The sequence below is a fragment of the Pseudoflavonifractor sp. An176 genome, assembly GCF_002160435.1.
GTDB classification, from domain to species: domain Bacteria; phylum Bacillota; class Clostridia; order Oscillospirales; family Oscillospiraceae; genus Enterenecus; species Enterenecus faecium.
The window spans coordinates 26,366-39,822 of the sequence record NZ_NFKO01000007.1; the positions used below are offsets into that span (position 1 = coordinate 26,366).

Sequence of the window (13,457 nt, forward strand, 5' to 3'; positions counted from 1 at the left end):
AATACTATGGTTTCATATGAAGGAAAGGAGGGGCGTCGGATGGATACACGTCCCATTGGAGTGTTTGACTCCGGCCTGGGCGGCCTCACCGCCCTGCGGGAGCTGGCCCGACGGATGCCCCAGGAGGATCTGGTGTACTTCGGGGACACCGGACGGGTGCCCTATGGCAGCCGCTCCAAAGAGACCATCATCAAGTACGCCCAGCAGGACGTGGCCTTTTTGAGCACCTTTGACCCCAAGGCCATTGTCATTGCCTGCGGCACCGTGTCCACCACCGCTCTGGACACTCTGCGCCAGCAGTATGCCGTGCCCCTGTACGGGGTGGTGGAGCCCGCCGCCCGGGCCGCCGCCCATCGCACGAAAAACGGCAAGGTGGGGCTCATCGGCACCCAGGCCACCATTCGCTCCGGAGCCTACGAGCGGGCGCTGGATGCCCTGCGCCCTGGCACCCAGGTGACCGCCCGGGCCTGCCCCCTCTTTGTGCCTCTGGTGGAAAACGGCCGCTTCCACCCCGGCGACATCGTGGTGGAGACGGTGGTGAAGGAGTACCTGGAAGAGGTGAAGGCCCAGGAGGTGGACACCCTCATGTTGGGCTGCACCCACTATCCCTTGCTGCGAGAGGTCATTGGGGCCTGTATGGGCCCTGAGGTGGAGCTGGTGGACGTGGGCGCGGAGTGCGCCCGCTGGGTCATGGGACAGCTCTCCGGCCGGGACCAGCTGGCCCCTCAGGACCGGAAGGGCAGCCACCGCTACTTCGTCAGCGACAGCACCGGGGACTTTGCCGCCCTGGCCTCCATGTTCCTGGGTGAGGACGTCACCGGGGACGTGGAGCAGATTGACATCACCGTGTACTAATGGGAGGACGGGAGCCATGACAGACAATGTGATTATTTCCATCAAAGGCACCCAGGTCAGCGCCGAGGGCGGACCCGATGAGATGGAGCTGGTGACGGCGGGCGTGCTCAACCAGGAGGGAGAGGGGCGCTACACCATCTCCTACGAGGAGAGCGAGCTCACCGGACTGGAGGGCACCACCACGGTGGTGCGGGTGGACGGCCCCCGGGTGACCCTGCTGCGAGAGGGGAGCATCAACTCCCAGATGGTATTTGAAGAGGGACAGCGCCACCTGTCCATGTACGAGACCCCCTACGGCTCTTTGTCCGTGGGTATCCTCACCCGGCGTATGCGCTCCACCTTGGGTGAGGCCGGGGGAGACCTGGAGATCGACTACGCCATTGAGATCGACCATCTGCTGGCGGGTCAGAACATCTTCCGCATGAACGTGAAAAAGGACCCGTCTATTGCTCAGTGACAGGCGGAGTTAGACTACAAAGGAGAGAATAACCATGGCAAATTTGATTCAGACCGCCCGGGACCAGGTGGCGGAATTGACCCAGAAGGCCTATGAGAAGGCCGCCGCCCAGGGCCTGCTGCCCCAGGGTGAGACCATCCGAGGCACCGTAGAGGTGCCCAAGGACAGCCGAAACGGGGACTTTGCCTCCTCCTTTGCCATGGCGGGGGCCAAGGCATTGAAGATGGCCCCTCGCGCCATTGCCCAGATCATTCTGGACAACCTGGAGCTGGAGGGCACTCTGTTCCAGCGGGCTGAGATTGCCGGCCCCGGCTTTTTGAACTTCTTCTACTCCCCCAACTGGTACCAGCAGGTGCTGGGTGCGGTGGAGGCGGACCCCGCCGGATATGGCTCCAGCGACGTGGGCCACGGCCAGAAGGTGATGGTGGAGTTCGTCTCCGCCAACCCCACCGGCCCCATGCACATGGGCAACGCCCGTGGCGGCGTGCTGGGTGACACCCTGGCCAACGTGCTCTCCCGGGTGGGCTACAACACCTGGAAGGAGTTCTACGTCAACGACGCCGGCAACCAGGTGCACAAGTTCGCCCAGTCCATCCACGCCCGGTACATGCAGATCATCCTGGGTGAGGACGGCTACGAGTTCCCCGAGAAGGGATACCAGGGCGAGGACATCAAGGAGCTGGCTCAGGCCTTCTACGCTGTCCACGGCGACAGCTACAAGGACGCTCCCGAGGAGAAGTGGCTGGAGGACATGAGCGCCTTCGGCCTGGAGCGCAACATCCCCAAGATGAAGGCCGACCTTAACAAGTACGGCATCGAGTACGACCAGTGGTTCCTGGAGTCCGAGCTGCACAACTCTGGCTATGTGGCCCAGACCGTGGACCTGCTGGCTCAGAAGGGCTGGACCTACGAGAAGGACGGGGCTCTGTGGCTGGACACCACCGGACTTTTGAAGGAGAAGTACCTGCGGGAAGGCAGAAGTCAGGAGCAGGTGGATAAGCTGGATTTGAAGGACGACGTGCTGCGCCGGGCCAACGGCTTCTACACCTACTTTGCCGCCGACATCGCCTACCACCGCAACAAATTCGAAGAGCGTCACTTTGACAAGGTCATCAACGTCTGGGGCGCTGACCACCACGGCCACGTGGCCCGTCTCCAGGCCGCTCTGGACGGCCTGGGCCTGGACGGCTCCAACCGCCTGGTCATCGTGCTCATGCAGTTGGTGAACCTGCTCCAGGACGGCAAGCCCGTGCGGATGTCCAAGCGCACCGGCAAGGCCATCGCCCTCCACGACCTGCTGGACGAGATCAGCGTGGACGCCGCCCGCTACTACTTCAACAACCGGGCCTCCACCAGCCCCCTGGACTTCGACCTGGACCTGGCTGTGCGTCAGGACGCCGACAACCCCGTCTACTACGTCCAGTACGCCCACGCCCGTATCTGCTCCCTCATCGCCAACCTGGCTGCTGAGGGCGTGCAGGTGCCCGCCTGTGCCGACGTGGACGCCGCTCTGCTCTCCACCGAGGAGGAGCGGGGCCTCATCAAGACTCTGGCCCAGTACCCCAACGAGATCGCCCAGGCGGCCCAGCACTACGACCCCAGCCGCATCAACCGCTATCTCACCGGTCTGGCCGGGGACTTCCACCGCTTCTACAACGCCTGCCGCATCAAGGGGGAGGAGCCCCAGGTGCAGGCAGCCCGGCTCAAGCTGGCCCACACCGTGCGTCTGGTGCTGGCCAACGGCCTGGGACTGCTGGGCGTGACCGCTCCGGAAAAAATGTAAGTCCCGCTTCCGCCCTCCGGCTTGCAACAGGAGGGCGGATTTTTGCGGAGGATTTGAAAAAGTGCACAAAAGAGCCTTTGGATTTTTATAGATTATGAATATAATATGGAGAAGTTCTAAAGAATCTATTAAGAAATGGAACAACCCCTTGCAAGTTGCGTCCAAAGGGAATAGAGTAGTACAACCGATCGGTGTGGAGACCGATGGGTTGGAGATAGAAGAATGAAAAAGAACGAAGAAAAGGATATGAGGTGTGAACTATGTTGATGATGCTACAGAAATTCTGCGGCGTACTCACCTTGATCTTGGCGGTCTTGTATGCATATCAGGCGTTTTACGTCGTGGTGGGACTGCTGCGCCGGAAGTATCCGGTGTCCGGGCAGGCCAAGACGCTTCACCGATATGCAGTGCTCATCTCCGCCCGTAACGAAGAAGAGGTCATAGGTGAGCTCATTGAAAGCTTGCAACAGCAGGACTATCCCAAGGAACTGCTGGACATTTATGTGATTGCCGATAACTGTACCGACGCCACCGCCCAGGTGGCCCGCCAGGCTGGCGCCCACGTCTATGAGCGCTTTGATCGGGTGCGGGTGGGCAAGGGCTACGCCATGGACTGGTTCTTCCACCGCCTGGAAGAGGAGGGGAAGGGCGAAGTCTATGACGGCTACTTTGTCTTTGATGCGGACAACATTGTGGACCCTGCCTTTGTGCGGGAGATGAACAATGTGTTCGATTCCGGCGACTATGCCGCCATCACCTGCTACCGCAACTCCAAGAACTACGCCTCCAACTGGATTTCCGCCGGCTACTCCCTGTGGTTCCTCCGTGAGGCCCGCTTCTTGAACTTCTCCCGCATGCAGATGGGCACGGGCTGCGCCATCTCCGGTACCGGCTTCCTGGTCTCTGCCCAGGTGGTGCGGGACAACGGCGGCTGGCCCTACCACCTGCTCACCGAGGACATTCAGTTCTCCATTGACTGCGCCGTCCAGGGCCGCCGCATTGGCTACTGCGACAAGGCTGTGGTGTATGACGAGCAGCCCACCACCTTCCAGCAGTCCTGGACCCAGCGGATGCGCTGGTCCAAGGGCTTCTATCAGGTGGCTGCCCGCTACATAGGAGGCCTGTTCCGGGGCTGCTTTACCCAGAAGAAGGGGCGCTTCGCTTGCTACGACATGATGATGACCGTGGCTCCCGGTATGCTGCTGACCATGGGCGTGCTGGGTGTGAACATCTTCATCTTCCTGTCCGCCCTCACCGAGCCCCGCATTGTGGCCACCGAGCTGGTGCAGGACTCCCTGCTCTTTGTCATGGATAACCTGTTCAACTTCTACCTGGTCATGCTCCTCTACGGCGCTGTGACCCTGGCGGTGGAGTGGAAGGCCATCCATGCCCGGGCTGTGGATAAGGTGATTTATCTCTTTACCTTCCCTCTGTTCATGCTCACCTATATCCCCATCTCTCTGGCCGCTCTGGTGCGCCGAGTGGAGTGGAAGCCCATTCGCCACAACTCTTCGGCCAGCTTGAAGGCCAAGAATGGCTCTTTGACTTAACGTTTAAAATGACTCCCTGGGGTGTAAGCTCCAGGGAGTTGTTTTTTGAACGTGGATGTCAGGGAGAAATTGGACTTCTCTTGTTTCAAGGCATAGGCTTGCCAGCCTGGTGGGGACGCTTCCCGCTTGGGGTTCCTTTTGCTCGGTCAAAAGGAACCAAAACCCGCTTAGGGCGTTCCCCCCTAAGTACCCCCCTGGGGTACGAGGCTGGCCCTGCGTCAAGACTAGGTTCGGCCCGTCACCCTTGCTGTGGCCCCTGTCGCTGCCACCACACCAGGCCACCTTGGGTAGCTGGCCCTATAACCAGGCGGTTTCCATGGCCGGGCCTACCCTGGAGAAGCGGCGTTCCCGCCGCCGGAAGCCAGGCTTTCGTTAGCTGGGAACAGCGGCTCACCAGGGTTAGGCCCTGGCAATAGAAGTACACCCACACAGAGGAGTCGTTGCTTTCGGTAGAATTTCCACGCCATCTATGTGACCCCACTAGCCCAAGGGCCGAAACGAGAAGGACGCAGGGACATCCAGTACCGCGGGGTGGATTCCACAAGGAGGGGGAAGGCCCCTCCTTTGGCGATTCTTTGGTGACTTTCTCATCGGGGAGAAAGTCACCCCAGCGGAGCGCGTCTCCCCTCGCCAGGGGAGAAAGGCTGCGCCTGAGAACTGGAAGAAGCACCAGCTTCTTCACCAAAAGGCGTGGGCCAAAGTCCACAGAGATTTTTCCATCTGTGCGCCTTGGGGGCTTGCAATCCAGGCAGGGGTATGGTATACTGCTATCGTAAGTAGGGTAGTTTAGGTAAGAGTGAGGCATCCGCCTCACTCTTTCTTTTCGGACATCAGGAAAGGAGCTGAGTGAACATGGCAAAAGTGACCGACGTGGTGGCCCAGCTGGCACAGCCCATCGTGGAGCAGGCCGGATGCACCCTGTGGGACGTGGAGTACGTCAAGGAGGCCGGAGAGTGGTTTTTGCGAGTCTACATCGACAAAGAGGGCGGTGTGGACATCAACGACTGCGAGGCGGTGTCCCGACCCCTGTCCGATCTGTTGGACGAGGCCGACCCCATCCAGGGCAGCTACACCTTTGAGGTGTCCTCTGCCGGGCTGGACCGCCCCCTGAAAAAGCCCGAGCACTTTGCCGCCTGCGCCGGACAGCAGGTGGATGTGCGCTTCTACCGCCCCGTGGACGGGCGCAAGGAGTACACCGGCGCCCTGGTGGGCTGCGACGGGGACGGCAACGTCACCGTGGATGACAAGACGTTTGAGAAAAAGGACGTGGCGCAGGTGCGTCTCCACGTCACATTTTAAAGGAGTTCATTGATATGGCCAAGAAAAAGACTGCTGCAAAGAGCATGGAGCTGGACGCCAAGGAATTCTTTGCCGCCATCTCCGACATTGAGAAGGAAAAGGGCATTCCCAAAAGTTACATGATCGACAAGATCACCCAGGCTCTGGTGGCCGCCTACAAGCGGGACCACGCCGGGATCACCGACAACGTGATCGTGGACGCCAATGAAGAGAAGTGCTCGGTGCGCATGTTTGTCAAAAAAGAAGTGGTGGAGGAAGTGACCAACCCCAACACTGAGGTTGCTATCGCCGACGCCCGCCGGGCTCTGCCCCGGGTGGCTCTGGGCGACGTGCTGCGCATTGAGATCAAGCCCAAGAACTTCGGCCGTATCGCCGCTCAGACCGCCCGCCAGGTCATCGTCCAGGGTATGCGGGAGGCGGAGCGCTCCATGATTTTCGACGCCTTCTCCGCCAAGGAGCACGAGATCATCTCCGGTGTGGTCACCCGTGTGGACGCCCGCAACGGCTCTGTGTCCGTGCGCCTGACCTCCGGGTCCGAGTTCACCGACTCCTTCCTCTCCGCCGACGAGCAGGTGCCCGGCGAGGTGGTCAAGGAAGGCGACCGCATCCGGGTGTATGTGGTGGAGGTGCGCCAGGCCAACCGTGGTCCTCAGGTGGTCATCTCCCGCACCCACCCCGGCCTGGTCAAGCGCCTGTTTGAGCTGGAAGTGCCTGAAATCTACGACGGCACCGTGCAGGTCATGTCCATCTCCCGTGAGGCAGGCAGCCGCACCAAGCTGGCCGTGTGGAGCGAGGACGAGAACGTGGACGCCATCGGCGCCTGCGTGGGCCCCAAGGGCCAGCGGGTCAACGCCGTGGTGGAAGAGCTGCGGGGCGAGAAGGTGGACATCATCAAGTACTCCGAGGACCCCGCCGAGTATGTGGCTGCCGCTCTGGCTCCCGCCGAGGTGCTCAGCGTGGTGGAGCTGGAGCCCGGCAAGCGCTGCCGTGTGGTGGTGCCTGACGACCAGCTGTCCCTGGCCATCGGCAAGGAGGGCCAGAACGCCCGCCTGGCTGCTCGCCTCACCGGCCTGAAGATCGACATCCGGCCCGCCAGTGACCCCGAGCCCGCCGAGGAGCTCATGGAGGAGACCGCTGAGGAGCCCGTGGAGGTCGTAGAGGATCAGCCTGAGCAGGCCGAGGAGCTGATGGGCGAGGAGGAGTAAGCCTCCCGCCCCACCGAACATGAATCATTGGGGGTGAAGGAGAATGCCGAAAAAAATACCCATGCGCCAGTGCCTGGGCTGCCGGGAGATGAAGCCCAAGGGCGAGCTCATTCGTGTGGTGCGCTCCCCTGAAGGGGAGATCTCCCTGGACTTCAAGGGAAAGAAGCCGGGACGGGGGGCCTATGTGTGCCCCAACCAGCAGTGTCTGGCCCGGGCCAAGAAGGCCAGGAGCCTGGAGCGGGCCTTTTCCGCCCCCATTGCCCCAGAGGTGTATGAGGCCCTGGAGGAGCAGATGAAGGCGGGTGAGACGCCGTGAGCCAGAAGGCATTGAGACTGCTGGGGTTGGCCCTGCGGGGCAACAACCTGGCGGTGGGTGAGCTCCCTGTGGGGGAGGCCTGCCAGACCCACCGGGCCCGCCTGGTGCTCCACGCCGCCGACGCTGCGGAGAATACGGTACGTCGGGCCGGGCGAGAGGCCCAACGGGCGGGAGTGGAGCTGGTGGCTCTGCCCTGCACCAAGGAGGAGCTGGGGGCGGCCTTGGGCCGCAACAGCTGCGCCGTGGCGGCGCTCACCGATAAGGGGCTTGCCGCAGCGGTGGTGGCGGACCTGGCCCAGACCAACGGCGACCTGGAGCCCTTGGCCCAGGCCCTGGCAGAGTCCAGCCGTGGAAAACAAACCAAAACTGTGGGGCGTCGTCGCACCCCACGCAACGCGAACTGATGGAGGTGGCCGATTTGAGCCTTACGAAATATAGCGCCCGTGACGTGGCCAAGGATTTTGGGGTACAGCCCAAGGAAATTGTGGGTGTGCTGGCCCAGCACGGGATGAGCAATGTCTCTCCCACCAAGACCCTCACCGACAAGGAACTGACGGTGATTTTTGAGCACCTGACTCAGAACAACCAGGTGGCGTCCATTGAGAGCATCTACGCCGACGTCTACCACGAGAAGAAGCCCGCGGCTCCCGCCGCCAAGGCCCAGGGCAACCAGGCCCAGCAGGCCGCCCCTGCCAAGCAGGGCGAGAAGGAGCCTGCCAAGGCCGTCGAGCACAAGCCCCACAGCCGCACCCCCGAGAAGAAGATTGTGGACACCCGTAAGGGCGGCGGGGTGAACCTGGAGAAGTACGACCAGCGTCTGGAGGACCTGGCTCCCGATAAGGCCAACCGCATGCAGACCGGCAAGCAGAAGTTCCAGAACCGCGGCGGCAAGAACCGTGGACAGAACTTTGGCAACAAGCGCAAGCAGGAAGAGGCGGAGAAGATGCGCCGCCTCCAGCTGGAGATTGCCAAGAAGACCCCCCTCACCGTGAAGATTCCCGACGAGATCGGGGTGGGCGAGCTGGCCAGCCGCATGAAGAAGACTGGCGCCGAGGTGGTCAAGTGCCTGATGAAGAACGGCATTATGGCCTCTCTGTCCGAGATCATCGACTACGACACCGCCGCCCTCATCGCCATGGAGCTGGGCTGCAAGGTGGAGAAGGAAGTCATTGTCACCATCGAGGAGAAGCTCATTGACGTCTCCGAGGACAAGGAAGAGGACCTGGTGCCCCGCGCCCCCGTGGTGGTGGTCATGGGCCACGTGGACCACGGCAAGACCTCTCTGCTGGACTATATCCGTCACGCCAACGTGGTCTCCGGCGAGGCCGGCGGCATCACTCAGCACATCGGCGCTTACCAGGTGGAGGTCAACGGTAAGCCCATCACCTTCCTGGACACCCCCGGCCACGAGGCCTTTACCGCCATGCGTGCCCGTGGCGCCATGGTCACCGACGTGGCCATCCTGGTGGTGGCCGCCGACGACGGCATCATGCCCCAGACCGTGGAGTCCATCAACCACGCCAAGGCCGCTGAGATTCCCATCATCGTGGCCGTCAACAAGATGGATAAGCCCACCGCCAACCCCGAGCGCATCAAGCAGCAGCTCACTGAGTACGGCCTGGTGGCCGAGGACTGGGGCGGCGACACCATCATCTGCCCCATCTCCGCCAAGACCGGTATGGGCATCGACAACCTGCTGGAGATGGTCACCCTCACCGCCGAGATGCGGGAGCTGAAGGCCAACCCCAACCGTACCGCCCACGGTACCGTCATCGAGGCCCGTCTGGACAAGGGCCGCGGCCCTGTGGCCACTCTGCTGGTGCAGAACGGTACCCTGAAGCAGGGCGATGTCATCATCGCCGGCATGGCCGTGGGCCGTGTCCGTGCCATGACCGACTACAAGGGCAACAAGGTCACCGAGGCCGGCCCCTCCGTGCCTGTGGAGATCATCGGTATGGGCGAAGTGCCCGGCGCCGGTGACGACTTCCACGCCGTGGCCGACGAGCGCATGGCCCGTGAGCTGGTGGCCCAGCGAAAGGAAGAGATGAAGAACGCCACCACCGGCCACGCCAAGCAGAAGGTGTCTCTGGAGGAGCTGTTCAGCCAGATTCAGGCCGGCGAGATGAAGGATTTGAACATCATCGTCAAGGCCGACGTCCAGGGCTCTGCCGAGGCTGTGAAGGCCAGCTTGGAGAAGCTGTCCAACGCCGAGGTGCGGGTGCGTGTCATCCACTGCGCCGTGGGTGCCATCAACGAGTCCGACGTGATGCTGGCCACCACCTCCAACGCCATCATCGTGGGCTTCAACGTGCGTCCTGACAAGAACGCCGCCGACTCCGCCCACCGCAACAACGTGGATATGCGCATGTACCGGGTCATCTACCAGGCCATCGAGGAGATCGAGGCCGCCATGAAGGGCATGCTGGCTCCCAAGTTCAAGGAAGTGGCCCTCGGCGAGGCCGAGGTGCGCCAGGTGTACAAGATCACCGGCGTGGGCATCGTGGCCGGCTGCTACGTCACCGAGGGCAAGGTGGCCCGCAACGCCCAGATTCGTCTGGTGCGCGACGGCATCGTCATCCACGAGGGCGTCATGAACTCTCTGCAGCGGTTCAAGGACTCCGTCAAGGAAGTGGCCCGTGGCTACGAGTGCGGCATCGGCATTGAAAAGTACAGCGACATCAAGGAGGGCGACATCATCGAGGCATTCCAGATGGAGCAGGTGCAGCAGTAATTACGCTCTATTTTTGTGTGGGGGCGGGCGGCAACTCGCCTGCCCCCACATTCCATATTTCAAACTGGAAGTGGTAATATGAAGCCCAAAGTATACATTGACGGCAAACAGGGCACCACCGGCCTGCAAATCTATGACCGGCTGGCCCAGCGCAGCGACATTGAGCTGCTGCTCATCCAGGAGGACAAGCGCAAGGACGTGGAGGAGCGGAAAAAGCTTTTAAACGCCGCCGACCTGGTGTTTTTGTGCCTGCCGGACCAGGCGGCAAAAGAGGCGGTGGCCCTGGTGGACAACCCCAACACCCGCATCATCGACGCCTCCACCGCCCACCGCACCAACCCCGACTGGGACTACGGCTTTGCGGAATTGTCCGAGAACCATCGAAATAACATCGTCCGGTCCAAGCGGGTGGCAAACCCCGGCTGCCACGCCAGCGGCTTCATCGCCTCGGTGTACCCCCTGGTGCAGCGGGGGGTGATTCCCGCCCACTTCCCCCTGACCTGTTACTCCCTCACCGGATACTCCGGCGGCGGCAAGAGCATGATCGCCGAGTATGAGCAGGAGGGACGGGAGGCATGCTATGATAGCTGCCGCATCTACGGCCTGACCTTGCAGCACAAGCACCTGCCAGAGATGCAGAAGATCTGCGGCCTGGACCGGGCCCCGGTGTTTGCCCCTGTGGTGGGAGACTACCCCCAGGGCATGGCCACCACCGTGCTGCTGCCCTGGGTGGACGCCAAGCTGGCCCATGAGGCCCTGTGCGAGCACTACGCCGGGCAGGCCCTGGTGAGCGTGGCCCCTCTGGGCGGGGACGCGCCCATGATCTACTCCAATGCCCTCTCCGGCAAGGACACCATGCGTCTGGTGGTGTACGGCCACGAGGGGCAGACCGCCGTCACCGCCGTCTTTGACAACCTGGGCAAGGGTGCGTCCGGGGCTGCGGTGCAGAATATGAACCTGATGCTGGGCTTTGACGAGACCTGTGGTCTGAGCCTGTAACCAAAGGAGGAAAACACTATGGCAAGCAATCGCCTGGGACGTATCAACGAGGAGATTCAGCGGGAGCTGTCCGCTCTCATCCCCACGGTGAAGGACCCCCGGGTCACTGGCCTCATCTCTGTGACCCGTGTGGAGACCACCCCCGACCTGCACTTTGCCAAGGTCTACGTGTCCGTGCTGGACAAGACCGAGGTGGCCGGAGTGATGAAGGGGCTCAAGTCCGCCGGGGGCTACCTGCGCCGGGAACTGAGCCGGGCCCTGAACCTGCGCCACACCCCCGAGCTCATCTTCGAGCGGGACGACTCCATCGACCACGGCGCCCACATCCTGGAGATGCTCCGGGACCCCAACGTGGTCAAGCCCGCCAACCCCGCCAACGCCCACATCGTGCTGGACGAGGAGGATTGAGCATGACCCACCAGGAAGCGGCTCGGTTTCTCACCGAGCACGACAACTATCTCATTTTGACCCACAAGCGCCCCGACGGGGACACCATCGGCTGCGGCGTTGGCCTGTGCCACCTGCTGCGCAAGATGGGCAAGACCGCCTGGCTGCTCCCCAGCTTGGACGCCACCGCCCTGTTCCGGGAGTACCTGGAGGGGGTGGAGGCCCCCGAGGGGTACACCCCGGACACGGTGGTGAGCGTGGACGTGGCCACCCTGGGGCTGCTGCCCCCCAATGCCCAGCCCTATGTGGAGCGCATTGACCTGGCCATCGACCACCACCCCTCCCAGGAGTTCTTTGCAAAGGAGACCTGCCTGGAGGCGGACAAGGCCGCCTGCGGCGAGATCCTGTGGGAGATCGCCCAGGACCTGGGGGTGATGGACGAGACCATCGCCACCCCCCTCTATGTGGCCGTGTCCACCGACACCGGGTGCTTTGTCTACGCCAACACCACCCCCCACACCCACCGGGTGGCGGCGGGGCTCATGGAGCAGGGCATTGACTTCAAGCGCCTGAACAAAAAGCACTTCCGCACCAAGTCCGTGGCCCGGATGCGCCTGGAGAGCCTGCTGCTCCAGGGCCTCTACCTGTGCCACGACAATACCGTGGCGGTGGCCACTCTGTCCTTGGACGTGATGGCCAAGGCCGGAGCCACCAACGACGACACCGAGGACATCGCCGCCTTTGTGGGTCAGTTGGAGGGACTGCGCCACTCCGCCACCATCCGGGAGCTGAAGCGGGGAGAGTGCAAGATCTCCATGCGCACCAACGCCGACTACCTGGACGCCTGCGCCGTGTGCGCCCATCTGGGAGGCGGCGGACACAAGGCCGCCGCTGGCTGTACCGTCATGGGCAGCGTGGAGGAGGCCAAGGCCGCCATTTTGCAGGCCATCGACCAGGAATTAAACCGTAAGTAACCGGGGAGGAACACAGGATGCCCAACGGAATTATCATCATTGACAAGCCCCAGGACTGGACATCCATGGATGTGTGCGCCAAGCTGCGGGGCGTGCTGGGAGAGCGGCGGATTGGACACGCCGGGACCCTGGACCCCATGGCCACCGGAGTCCTCCCCGTGTTTGTGGGCCGGGCCACCCGGGCGGTGGAATTTGCCGAGCGGGGGGACAAGGAGTATGTGGCAGGGCTGAAGCTGGGCCGGGTCACCGACACCCAGGACACCAGCGGCAACACCTTGGAAGAGCACCCGGTGGCGGTGACGGCCGAGCAGGTGAAGGCGGTGCTGCCCCAGTTCACCGGGGACATTCTCCAGGTACCCCCCATGTATTCCGCCATTAAGATCAATGGTAAGAAGCTCTATGAGCTGGCCCGGAAGGGGAGAGAGGTGGAGCGGCCCGCCCGGCCCGTGACCATCCATGCCCTCACCCTGGAGGGGCAGATCGCCCCCGACGAGTTTACCATCCGGGTGAAGTGCTCCAAGGGCACCTATGTGCGCACCCTGTGCCACGACATTGGAGCGGCTCTGGGCTGCGGCGGGTGCATGAGCTCTTTGCGCCGCACCATGGCCTGCGGCTTTACCCTTCAGGAGGCCCATCCTCTAGCTGAGGTACTGGCCTGCGAGGACCCGGCGGGGCTGCTGCGGCCCATCGACTCCCTCTTTGCGGACCACCCCGCCCTCACCCTGGGCAAGCGGGGGGCAGACCGGGTGCGCCACGGCGCTCAGGTGTGTCAGCCGGAGGCTCAAGACGGCACCTACCGCATTTACGGGCCGGAGGAGGAATTCCTGGCCCTGGGACGGGTGGAGCAGGGGAAGCTCCTCATGGTCAAACGCTTTTTTCAACCCACTTGAACGGAGAGAGA

General features: G+C 62.6%; 13 protein-coding genes. All 13 read left to right on the forward strand.

Annotation, left to right across the window (positions count from 1 at the left end):
* Positions 1–39 precede the first annotated feature (39 nt).
* The 13 genes from murI (at position 40) to truB (ending at position 13,446) form a co-directional block, all read left to right on the forward strand.
* Positions 40–855, forward strand: a complete 816-nt coding sequence (gene murI, locus B5F12_RS05470) for a glutamate racemase (RefSeq protein WP_087231474.1) — start codon at positions 40–42, stop codon at positions 853–855.
* Between the two features lie 16 nt (positions 856–871).
* A complete protein-coding gene (locus tag B5F12_RS05475; protein WP_087231477.1) occupies positions 872–1,312 on the forward strand; it encodes a DUF1934 domain-containing protein in 441 nt (146 codons plus the stop codon).
* 34 nt (positions 1,313–1,346) lie between these two features.
* Positions 1,347–3,095 (forward strand): arginine--tRNA ligase, encoded by a 1,749-nt coding sequence (gene argS / locus B5F12_RS05480; RefSeq protein WP_087231480.1) that lies wholly within the window; start codon positions 1,347–1,349, stop codon positions 3,093–3,095.
* 260 nt (positions 3,096–3,355) lie between these two features.
* A complete protein-coding gene (locus B5F12_RS05485) occupies positions 3,356–4,645 on the forward strand; it encodes a glycosyltransferase family 2 protein (RefSeq protein ID WP_087231483.1) in 1,290 nt (429 codons plus the stop codon).
* A gap of 852 nt (positions 4,646–5,497) precedes the next feature.
* Positions 5,498–5,944, forward strand: coding sequence for a ribosome maturation factor RimP (gene rimP, locus B5F12_RS05490; RefSeq protein WP_087231486.1), 447 nt, complete (start codon positions 5,498–5,500; stop codon positions 5,942–5,944).
* Positions 5,945–5,958: 14 nt separating this feature from the next.
* A complete protein-coding gene (gene nusA, locus B5F12_RS05495; RefSeq protein ID WP_087231489.1) occupies positions 5,959–7,149 on the forward strand; it encodes a transcription termination factor NusA in 1,191 nt (396 codons plus the stop codon).
* A gap of 43 nt (positions 7,150–7,192) precedes the next feature.
* Positions 7,193–7,465: a YlxR family protein gene (locus tag B5F12_RS05500; protein WP_087231492.1), complete on the forward strand. Its 273-nt coding sequence runs from the start codon at positions 7,193–7,195 to the stop codon at positions 7,463–7,465.
* Positions 7,462–7,869 (forward strand): hypothetical protein, encoded by a 408-nt coding sequence (locus tag B5F12_RS05505; protein WP_087231495.1) that lies wholly within the window; start codon positions 7,462–7,464, stop codon positions 7,867–7,869. Before B5F12_RS05500 ends, B5F12_RS05505 begins: the two co-directional genes overlap by 4 nt.
* The gene (gene infB / locus B5F12_RS05510) at positions 7,869–10,196 is read left to right on the forward strand and encodes a translation initiation factor IF-2 (protein ID WP_087231500.1); all 2,328 of its coding nucleotides are present in this window, start codon (positions 7,869–7,871) and stop codon (positions 10,194–10,196) included. The genes B5F12_RS05505 and infB overlap by 1 nt, the downstream gene beginning before the upstream one ends.
* A gap of 78 nt (positions 10,197–10,274) precedes the next feature.
* On the forward strand, positions 10,275–11,195 hold the full coding sequence (gene argC, locus B5F12_RS05515; protein WP_087231503.1) for an N-acetyl-gamma-glutamyl-phosphate reductase: 921 nt from the start codon (positions 10,275–10,277) through the stop codon (positions 11,193–11,195).
* Between the two features lie 18 nt (positions 11,196–11,213).
* Complete coding sequence (gene rbfA, locus B5F12_RS05520) at positions 11,214–11,603, forward strand: 30S ribosome-binding factor RbfA (protein ID WP_087231506.1); 390 nt, start codon at positions 11,214–11,216, stop codon at positions 11,601–11,603.
* A gap of 2 nt (positions 11,604–11,605) precedes the next feature.
* Positions 11,606–12,556 (forward strand): DHH family phosphoesterase, encoded by a 951-nt coding sequence (locus B5F12_RS05525; protein WP_087231508.1) that lies wholly within the window; start codon positions 11,606–11,608, stop codon positions 12,554–12,556.
* A gap of 17 nt (positions 12,557–12,573) precedes the next feature.
* On the forward strand, positions 12,574–13,446 hold the full coding sequence (gene truB / locus B5F12_RS05530; RefSeq protein WP_087231511.1) for a tRNA pseudouridine(55) synthase TruB: 873 nt from the start codon (positions 12,574–12,576) through the stop codon (positions 13,444–13,446).
* Positions 13,447–13,457: the final 11 nt, after the last annotated feature.

Excerpts from the sequence above, each read along its gene's own strand:
- truB (WP_087231511.1), top strand. The coding sequence starts at position 12,574 with ATGCCCAACGGAATTATCATCATTGACAAGCCCCAGGACTGGACATCC.
- argS (WP_087231480.1), top strand. The coding sequence starts at position 1,347 with ATGGCAAATTTGATTCAGACCGCCCGGGACCAGGTGGCGGAATTGACC.
- nusA (WP_087231489.1), top strand. The coding sequence starts at position 5,959 with ATGGCCAAGAAAAAGACTGCTGCAAAGAGCATGGAGCTGGACGCCAAG.
- infB (WP_087231500.1), top strand. The coding sequence starts at position 7,869 with ATGGAGGTGGCCGATTTGAGCCTTACGAAATATAGCGCCCGTGACGTG.
- murI (WP_087231474.1), top strand. The coding sequence starts at position 40 with ATGGATACACGTCCCATTGGAGTGTTTGACTCCGGCCTGGGCGGCCTC.
- argC (WP_087231503.1), top strand. The coding sequence starts at position 10,275 with ATGAAGCCCAAAGTATACATTGACGGCAAACAGGGCACCACCGGCCTG.
- rimP (WP_087231486.1), top strand. The coding sequence starts at position 5,498 with ATGGCAAAAGTGACCGACGTGGTGGCCCAGCTGGCACAGCCCATCGTG.
- B5F12_RS05485 (WP_087231483.1), top strand. The coding sequence starts at position 3,356 with ATGTTGATGATGCTACAGAAATTCTGCGGCGTACTCACCTTGATCTTG.
- rbfA (WP_087231506.1), top strand. The coding sequence starts at position 11,214 with ATGGCAAGCAATCGCCTGGGACGTATCAACGAGGAGATTCAGCGGGAG.
- B5F12_RS05525 (WP_087231508.1), top strand. The coding sequence starts at position 11,606 with ATGACCCACCAGGAAGCGGCTCGGTTTCTCACCGAGCACGACAACTAT.
- B5F12_RS05500 (WP_087231492.1), top strand. The coding sequence starts at position 7,193 with ATGCCGAAAAAAATACCCATGCGCCAGTGCCTGGGCTGCCGGGAGATG.
- B5F12_RS05475 (WP_087231477.1), top strand. The coding sequence starts at position 872 with ATGACAGACAATGTGATTATTTCCATCAAAGGCACCCAGGTCAGCGCC.